This is a genomic window from Methanomicrobia archaeon (assembly GCA_016930255.1).
GTDB lineage: Archaea > Halobacteriota > Syntropharchaeia > Alkanophagales > Methanospirareceae > JACGMN01.
Genome location: JAFGHB010000022.1, coordinates 97,770 through 106,725 on the forward strand (window position 1 = coordinate 97,770; position 8,956 = coordinate 106,725).

4 protein-coding genes and 4 pseudogenes are annotated in these 8,956 nt (G+C 49.8%); 7 read left to right on the plus strand and 1 reads right to left on the minus strand.

From position 1 onward, the window contains the following. The first annotated feature begins 36 nt into the window (after positions 1-36). From JW878_03945 to JW878_03975, 7 genes and pseudogenes are all read left to right on the plus strand, one after another. A complete protein-coding gene (locus JW878_03945; GenBank protein MBN1762220.1) occupies positions 37-825 on the plus strand; it encodes a TatD family hydrolase in 789 nt (262 codons plus the stop codon). 377 nt (positions 826-1,202) lie between these two features. Continuing rightward, positions 1,203-1,631, plus strand: a pseudogene (traF, locus tag JW878_03950) (conjugal transfer protein TraF). Further along, a pseudogene (locus JW878_03955) lies at positions 1,605-2,321 on the plus strand (right-handed parallel beta-helix repeat-containing protein). The pseudogenes traF and JW878_03955 overlap by 27 nt, the downstream one beginning before the upstream one ends. 39 nt (positions 2,322-2,360) lie before the next feature. Beyond that, a pseudogene (locus JW878_03960) lies at positions 2,361-2,807 on the plus strand (right-handed parallel beta-helix repeat-containing protein). Between the two features lie 648 nt (positions 2,808-3,455). Next, positions 3,456-4,085: pseudogene (locus JW878_03965) on the plus strand (hypothetical protein). Positions 4,086-4,931: 846 nt separating this feature from the next. Next, positions 4,932-6,173 (plus strand): thrombospondin type 3 repeat-containing protein, encoded by a 1,242-nt coding sequence (locus tag JW878_03970; GenBank protein ID MBN1762221.1) that lies wholly within the window; start codon positions 4,932-4,934, stop codon positions 6,171-6,173. A gap of 23 nt (positions 6,174-6,196) precedes the next feature. Further along, a complete protein-coding gene (locus JW878_03975; GenBank protein ID MBN1762222.1) occupies positions 6,197-7,954 on the plus strand; it encodes a hypothetical protein in 1,758 nt (585 codons plus the stop codon). Between the two features lie 168 nt (positions 7,955-8,122). Here the strand turns inward: JW878_03975 and JW878_03980 are convergent, their stop codons facing one another. Beyond that, positions 8,123-8,470 (minus strand): cupin domain-containing protein, encoded by a 348-nt coding sequence (locus JW878_03980; protein ID MBN1762223.1) that lies wholly within the window; start codon positions 8,468-8,470, stop codon positions 8,123-8,125. Between the last annotated feature and the right edge of the window lie 486 nt (positions 8,471-8,956).

Genomic DNA, 8,956 nt, shown 5'->3' on the forward strand with positions numbered 1-8,956 from the left:
TTATGAGCGTCTCATGAACTATGATTAACTGTCGAGGTGGTTGAAATCATCGATATACACTGTCATTTGACGTTTAAGGACTACGACGCGGACCGTGAGCAGGTCATAGCGGATGCGAAGCAGGTGCTGAACGGAGTGGTGGTAAGCGGAGTGGAGCAAGAAGACGGGAGGAAAGCATTAGCGCTTGCAGCACAGCACCACGAGTTCATGTTCGTCACGCTCGGACTGCACCCAATCTATGTAGAGCAAAAAACAGATCAGGAGATCGAACGTTATGCGGAATTCATCAGTGAGCACAAGCACGAGATCGTGGGTATCGGCGAGATCGGGCTGGATTACCATTGGATTCGGGACCCGGGGAAGCAGGAGCGGACGAGAGAGGTGTTTGTGGAGTTCCTCGGCTTAGCGAAGGAGTTGAAGCTGCCTGCGATACTTCACTTACGCGGCACCGGCAGCGAGGCAATCGAAGAAGGATTGAAGATCGTTTCGGACGAAGACGTGAAACAAGCGGTGTTCCACTGCTTCACCGGCAAACCAGGCGTTGCGGAGGAGATTTGTGAGGAAGGCTATTACGTATCGCTGCCCACCACAATAGCGCGGAGTAAGAGCATGAGGAAGGTGGCGAAGCGCGTACCGCTTTCGCAGTTATTCACGGAGACCGATGCGCCGTATCTTTCACCGGACGATGACGAGCGCAACGTTCCGCAGAAGGTGCACGTAGTGTACGAGGAGATCGCACGCCAAAGAAAGACAGATGTGGAGCCGGTGAATGCGGAAATAGAGCGTAACTTCGAGCGGGTTTTTGGGGTTGCGTCACGAGGTTAAATCGCAATCACTGACTGAGCCGGGCGCTGTTATCATGCTTTTGGCGACATCACCAAAAAACTCGTGCTCACAAGCCAAACATTAAAGGCCACAGGGGTTGCCGCCTTACCGAAGAGCAGTCGAAATTGTGGACACAGCAAAAAATAAGCGAACCAAAGAGTCGACGACATCGTAATGAAACATGTCGGTGCCAAGCAGTGCTTCGTTTCAGAATCGCGGTCACAGCCATTGGCTTAGGTGCCGGTTCAGAGCGATAAGAACTGCTCATTTGCGTATAGCTCTCTTTATATCGAAAAGCTTTTGATACCAACTACGTATAATGGCCTATAGATGGTATTCTCCAATTTACTGAGTGTTAGGAGTGAGGAGGCCAAACTATGGTAGGGAAACTGAATGGAAGAAACGGAAGGGTCTATTTCGTGCTCATAGGGATTATGGTGACTGTGTTGGTGGCATGCACGTTAAGCGGTGCGGGAGGTGGCGAAGCAGAAGAAACGCCAGCCCCTCATATCGAGGCTGAGTTATCAGAGATATCGACACAGGACTCCTCAAGCCCGCTCGGCTCCAACACTTCGTTACAAGCACAGATAGATGAAATTCTCGATGAGAAGCCCGTATTCCTCTTCTTCTATTCCGACTGGTGCCATTTCTGTCAGCAACAGATGCCCATAATAGACGAGCTAGAAACGATATACACAGAAAAGCTCTTTTTTATTCGCATTAACGCAGATGAACGCCCTGAGGCTGTGGAGGCATTTGAAGTCGGTGAATTCCCGACTATGTTCATCATCACCGGGAAAAACGATGCAGGATATATCAGGCAGAAACTTTCAGGGTTTACCGGCGAAGTAGAGTTACGGGAGCAGATCGCTTCTGGGATTGCCCTTGAACCCGAGGTGAGTGCCCCTGATCGTGTGGTCACGGGCGAGGTCGCGGTTACCGAAACCAGCAGTACGTGCGATTCCTGCAGTGATTGCACGGAAAAATTGAATAAAGGTGGGTATGATGCGGTTATACTGACGCAAGACATCCTGAATCACTCCGGGAACTGCATAACCCTGTCGGCAGATAACGTCATCTTTAACTGCTCTGGACATTTCATTAGTGGTGATTTACCTGCTGCACCTTTTAATGTCGATTACGGCATAAAGCTCACGGGCGATAATAACGCCGTCACGAATTGTAATGTTGGCTTCTTCTGGTACGGTATATGGCTTGATTCCGCGCGCGGCAACACCATAACAAAAAACAACATGGCTTTGAACGGGTATTCGGGTCTGACACTGACAAATTCGGAGAATAATGAAATTGCCTCAAACACGATAAATTTTAACGGTTATGGGCTGACGATTGTCTATTCTGATAATACGGTAATAGACTCCAATGGTGCCTGCGCCAACCTTATCGCGGATATCTGGCAGGAGAATTCAACGGGCAATACAGGCAGTAATAACACCTGTTATAACGCCCACAACTGGAACGATACGGGAACGGTAGACTGCACGAACCTCTGCTGCTTGGTGCCTACGGACAATATGCACATCGATAAAGATACCAAGTTCTGTCCGGGTAACTACAGCGTCAACGATACCGGAGACACGGGTGTTATCATCATTAACCATTCAGACATAACGCTCGATTGCAACAACGCATCGTTGATAGGGAATCATTCGGGCGTCGGAATTTATAACGACGGCTTTGATAACGTCACGATTAAGAATTGTAATATCAGTTACTATAGCGCCGGAATCGATGTGCGCAATCTCGAAACGAATGCTCTGACCAATAATAAAGTCACCGACAATACGATCTATGGCATCACACTTGAATCGGTTAATGACAGTTCTCTGACGTATAATACCGCGCGGTATAATCGTGATGGCATATCCCTCTGGCATTCGTCGAATAATCACCTGCTGTGGAATGAAGCATGTGCGAACATCGAGTCTGATATTCGTGTTGTTGGTAGCCAAGACAACACAGGCGATTGGAACGAGTGTAACGTCACCGAGGACTGGAACGACAGGGAGACCTCAGGATGCACCTACGCCTGTCAAGTCTGCGATGATTGGGACAAAGACAGGGTTTGCGATGATGCTGATAATTGTCCCTTCGATCAGAATCCAGATCAAGCGGACGGTGATGGTATCCGTGAAAATGACTTGGTGAGTTATTGGCGGTTTGACGAGGGTACGGGTACGAACGCTTCGGATTCCGTGGGAAGTAATCATGGGACGCTGGTCAACGGTCCTGGATGGACGACGGGTATAATTGAGTCCGCAATGACGTTCGACGGCGCGAACGATTATGTCAGTACACCTTTGAACATCGATCAGTCAGGGTCGTCTAATGTTACCATACAGATGTGGGTGTACCCCACCAGCACCTCCTCCGGCAGGCATCAAGTGCTCTGCTCCGACAACGGCGGATATGACTGGTCTGTACTGCGCGATGGCGGCACGTGGCAGGTTTTTACCGGCGAATTGAGCAGAAGTACGGGGTTCAGTGTAGATATAAACACGTGGCAGCACCTTGCGGCCGTTTTCATTCCCGGCACTGGCGTGAAGTTCTATAAGAATGGAGTGGAAGCTCTCATCCCCCATATCGATTATGATACGAGCGATACCACCATTAACATTGGCCGAAATGCGTTTTATGGTGAACACTTCGCGGGTGAGATCGATGAGGTTGCCATTTATGATACCGTTCTGACGGCGGCCGAAATACAGGAGCTTTATAACCGGGGCTTAAGTGGGCATGATTATCTGGGTGACGACGTCGGCGATATCTGTGATAATTGCCCGGATGTCTATAATCCTGACCAGGCAGATTGGCTGGATATCGATGGGTTCGGCGATGCCTGTGATAACTGCTGGTCCAGAGATAATCCCGATCAAAACGACACCGATGGCGATTGTGCGCCATTAAAGCTGGACACGAGCTACTGGGATGGCACGAGATGGCTACAGGATCCGCATTGTGGTGATTTGTGTGATAACTGCCCAGAGGTCAGCAATCCCGATCAGAATGATACCGATGGCGATCTAAGGGGGGACGTATGCGATAACTGTTGGTATGAAGTTAATACGTACCAGGATGATACCGATGGCGATTGCACGCTATTAAAGCTGAACTATACGTACTGGGATGGCTGGCTACAAGATCCGCATTGCGGTGATGAGTGCGATAACTGCTGGAATACGAGCAATCCAAACCAGGAGAATTCGGATACCGATGCGCGGGGAGATGCGTGCGATAACTGCGCTAACGAAAATAATCCGAGTCAAACGGATTGGGATAAGGATGGCGTTGGCGACGCCTGTGATAACTGCTGGGATGTGCCCAACCCTGACCAGAAAGATTGGAATAATGACGGTCTTGGGGATGCCTGTGACTGCTGGGATGGGTTTAAGGGACCCAACGAGACAGGCGCGGATTGCGGCGGAATATGTGTGAAAGCGTGCCCTGCATGCATACCCCTCATCAAAAACGGGGCGACCGGAGATAAGTTCAATATCGTTTTTGTCCCGGATAAGGATTACCAGAGCAATATGACCAAATTCTTCAATGACGTGCTGTTTCTGATCAACAGTGGTTACTTCGGAGCGAGTGAGATTAACACCAGCAGATGTAAATTCAACTTCTATTACTATCCTCATGAAGGCGAGTATGTGCCTGTTTGCTCCAAATGGATCCTGCCCAAGAACTACCATAGTGATTGTTCGTTCGCAGCTACCTCGGTGATTGTCTTTACGAACCTGAGCAAGCGAGCGTGCTCAAGCGGAACAGTACTTTCTACCGAGAATAATGACCCGAGAACAGTCGTTCATGAAACAGGCCACAATATCTTCGGCATGAAGGATGAATACTGCTGTGACGGGTCGTATAAACAATTAGCCAATTTGTCGAATATATACTCGTCAAATGCAAATTGTCAAGCTTTATCGTCGAATCCAGCTGGCTGTTTCGAGTTCTGTCCGGCGATCAAATGCTGGCCCAATACTGCGGCCGAGGAACAGAACTGTAAGAACTGGTATCTCAATAGTAATTGGCCGTGGGCTGCCAACTATTCATGCAATTGTACCGAATACGCCAACATAACGGGGATGGATCCCAGCAAATGTACTGCGATAGCGCCTGGAAATTGCCCGGATGTGTGGCAAGGCTATTGGCAAACTCGCGGCGTGGTGGATATGAATGCGTTGACCATACAATCACCCAACTGGTGCAATTACCGAGGGTCCGGTGTCAAGGAATGCTGCGATAGCGGTTGGTGGAAGTCCGACCCGGACAGCTGCTACATGACGAATGGAAACGTTTTTGAGCTTGATTGCCACGCGCGGGTGATAGACAAACTGGACTCAAAACCCGCCTGCACCAACCCCGGATCGACGGCTTTTGGATCTTCACCGCTATCCGTACTGGAGGAAGAGACTATGACAAAAGTAGTGATTCTCGATTACAACATCAAGAACTCCGAAATAACGCTCCTCGATTCGCGAATTGTATATAACGAGCCGCCGAACCATTTCACGGAGTATGGAGCATTTCAGGTGAGCGCGTTATCGTCCCAGAACGAGGTATTAAGAAGCATTGTATTGGAGGACCCCCGGGAATTTAGATTAGCGAATGTCGAGAATTTCGAACAGGGGATGATGATGGGTGATGACATTAACTTTACGGTAATCCTACCGTTCGTAGACCTGATGAAAGCCGTAGAGGTGCGTGATTTTGAAACCACCGCACTGGTTCATACAGCTGATTTATCAGAGGTCGTACTTGATTTCTGCCAAGGAGTCGGGTATAACGACCCTCAATGCGTGATTTCAGATCTTGATGACGATGGCGTTACAGATCAGGAGGACAATTGCCCACTCACCGCTAATCCTGACCAAACCGATTCGGACGAAGATGGCGTGGGAGACGCGTGTGAAGAGGTTTCTTCAATTGGTTTCGACACAGAGGGCGGCTCGTACCCAAGCATCGCCGGCACGCACAACGGGACGATCATACCAAATACAGATATGACCGTGAGCAAACTGTACACCTACCCAAGTCCGGGCACCGGCGGGCATACCGAATATGTAAAAATCTGGAATGGAACGGAAACGCTTGTGGAAACGGAATGGAACGGCTATCAGGGAGATTGGCAGAACATTACGTTCGACGGCCCTGTCGTCCTGGAGGCCAATGAGACGTATTACTATACCATTGCCACAGGCTCCTATCCCCAGATCATCCATTCGCCGGAGTCCGATGCACCCGGAGGGACGATAAACTGTACGGAATTTATAGACCTGAATGGACGAAGATACACCGATTGGATACCGGCGATACGACTAGATTAATGAGAAAAAGGAGGCAGAAAAAAATGAGAACAAACAGAGGATTGATTGTTGTAGCTGCGTTGACCGTACTGTTGCTTGCGATCGTTACGGGAACGGCAACGGCAACCACCTATTATGTTGCCCCTACTGGCAATGATTCCCATCCTGGCACAATCGATCAGCCATGGCAGACGATCCAGCACGCCGCTGACACACTGACGGCTGGTGATACGGTTTATATCAGAAGTGGCACCTACAACGAGCATGTGCGCACGATGCAGAGCGGCAACCCTACGGACGGCTCCATCGTCTTTGCCGCCTATCCAGGCGAAACGCCGGTAATTGACGGTACCGGTGTGACCGAGGCAAATAACGGCGTTATCGTGGATCAATCCTATATTAAACACATCGGCCTTGAGATCTGCAACTGGACGGAAAACGGCATATGGGCGGAGAACGCGGGCTATTTAGAGATTATCGATTGCGTCGTACACGATGTCGGCTATGGTATTGGCGTCGCCGATGGGACGCATGACTTCGCACTCACTCGCGTCGAGATGCATCACTTCGACTACTATGGCTTTGACGCTTCTCCGTCCGGCGGCGCTGACTGCTACAACGGGACCTTTACCGACTGCAGTGCGCATACGTGGCGGGACCCTGAACTCGGTCATGAGTGCGACGGCTTTGCGCTCAGTCATGAAGGGAACCAGCACGATTTTGTACTGATCCGCTGCGAGGCCTATACTGTCGGTGATGGTTTTGTCTTTGGCGGTCGGGATATTACCGTGAACCGCTGTTCTGCTCATGATGCTGAAGTGGGGTATAAAGTCTGGGGAGATAACACGACCCTCGTCAATTGCCTCAGCTATCACAATGAGAACGCAAATGTGGAGTTGGACTGGGACGAAGCGCCCGGCACGACCACACTTCAGAACTGCGACTTCGTCGATACCCAGACATATAATATCTGGATCGAGAATTCCGGTGACTCGCTGTGCATGTATAACTGCATTCTTGCCGGTGGTGACACCCTTGGGCTAGCATTTGAAGAGCGGGATGCAAGCAACTATCAAGGGGATTACAACGTCTTCCATAACGATGTTAGTGATAGTGCGATTGTGGTGGGCTATGAGGACGAGTTTTCACTGGATCAGATCGCAGCAGGGGCTTGGACAGTCTATAGCGGCCAGGACGCGCATTCGCTCGTTGCCGTTGACCCACCCACGCAGCTCTTCCAGAATCTGGCTGCCTGGAATTTCCACCTTTGTGAGGGAAGTATCGTCATCGATAACGGCACTGCTCAGGGCGCGCCATCCGAGGACTTTGAGGGGACGCCACGACCGCAGGGTGTCGGGTACGACATCGGCTGTTACGAGTTCATCGCATCGTCAACGAGCTCTTTTGATACCGGCCAAGGCACGTATCCGAGCATCGCGGGCGTCCACAACGGTACGATCACGCCAGATGGTGATCTAACTGTTAGCAGACTTTACACCTATCCCTGCGAAGGAACTGGAGGTCATACCGAATACGTAAAGATCTGGAACGAATCGGGACCGATAGCGGAGGGAAACTGGACCGGTTATGACGGCGATTGGCATAATATAACCCTTAACGTCGTACTCTACGAGAGCGAGACGTACAACTACACCATTCAAACGGGCTCATATCCGCAGATCATCCATGCGCCCAGCAACGAGGTAGAGGTAACAGAAGGAACGATCACCTGCACGGAGTTCGTGGACGTCAATGGGATAAAACATGAGGGCTGGATACCGGCGATACGGTTGGGATCATAGAGCAACAAAAAAGGGACGGATAGGATAAACAAACCATCCCCCCCCCTCTTTTTCTTTTTTTTCTTTTTTTCTCCGTAACATTGCCATCCACGGAGTTAACGATGCCAACGCCTGTGGTAACGTTACCAGCAAGACGTTAATCGAATACCTCTCCGTCAGCTCTCGAGCTTATAAGATGTACGGAATGCCTTCCGCTCTGGGGACGCAGACCGTAAGCGTGAGAAATCTAAGATCCTCTGCGGAGGTATTACTGAGGAAGTGGCCCTTATCAGGCGGTATATAGACCTCGTCTCTGGACTCCACCTCGCTGCGTTCGTCCCCGATATGCATCAGGCCATTGCCGGATAAGAGGTAATATAATTCCTCTGCATCGGGATGATAGTGGGGCTGGATGCTCTGGCCGCTTGGAAGCGTGGTCTCGTAGATTGCGACGATTCTACTCGCACATTCACGGAGATTCACGCCACCTCGTAGTTTTTCAACAAACATCGCCTTCTCGTGATTCTCTCCTTCCATTCTACTCTCTGTTTCATGCGCTTAAGAAGAGATCATCGTTGCGTTGTTCATGGTGCCAGTGACCACGAAATTTGAAGTGGTTAATGGAAATCGAACGGATAGAACGAATGGAACCGGAGAAATAACAGGCCATCAAAAAAATCTGAAAATGTCTGTGCTGTGCTCGAGAAAGCAATAAAAAGAGAGAAGGAGTTTTGAAAGCGCATTAAAGCACCCAAACGTAATCTTTGGTGAGGTTTCTTTTTAAGAAAAGGGTGCGAGGGTTTCATTGCTTCACAACAAACCCCACATTGCCGAGGCAAGCTGCGCTGAGCAAGAAGAGTGTAATTTCGAGCACGTGTTCGAGGTTGAGCTGACGTAAACCACCGATTATCCGGATTAACACATGAATTTTTGCATTGTGTTAAGTAAACTTTGAAACTACCCGGTATAAAGTGATGCTGGTATGGCTTTGATCCCTCTATGATACCTTTTAGTGTTGAACCA

What these genes read in the sequence shown, in the direction of transcription:
- JW878_03970 (MBN1762221.1), top strand. Translation starts at nt 4,932, where the DNA reads ATGGATCCCAGCAAATGTACTGCGATAGCGCCTGGAAATTGCCCGGAT.
- JW878_03975 (MBN1762222.1), top strand. Translation starts at nt 6,197, where the DNA reads ATGAGAACAAACAGAGGATTGATTGTTGTAGCTGCGTTGACCGTACTG.
- JW878_03980 (MBN1762223.1), bottom strand. Translation starts at nt 8,470, where the DNA reads ATGGAAGGAGAGAATCACGAGAAGGCGATGTTTGTTGAAAAACTACGA.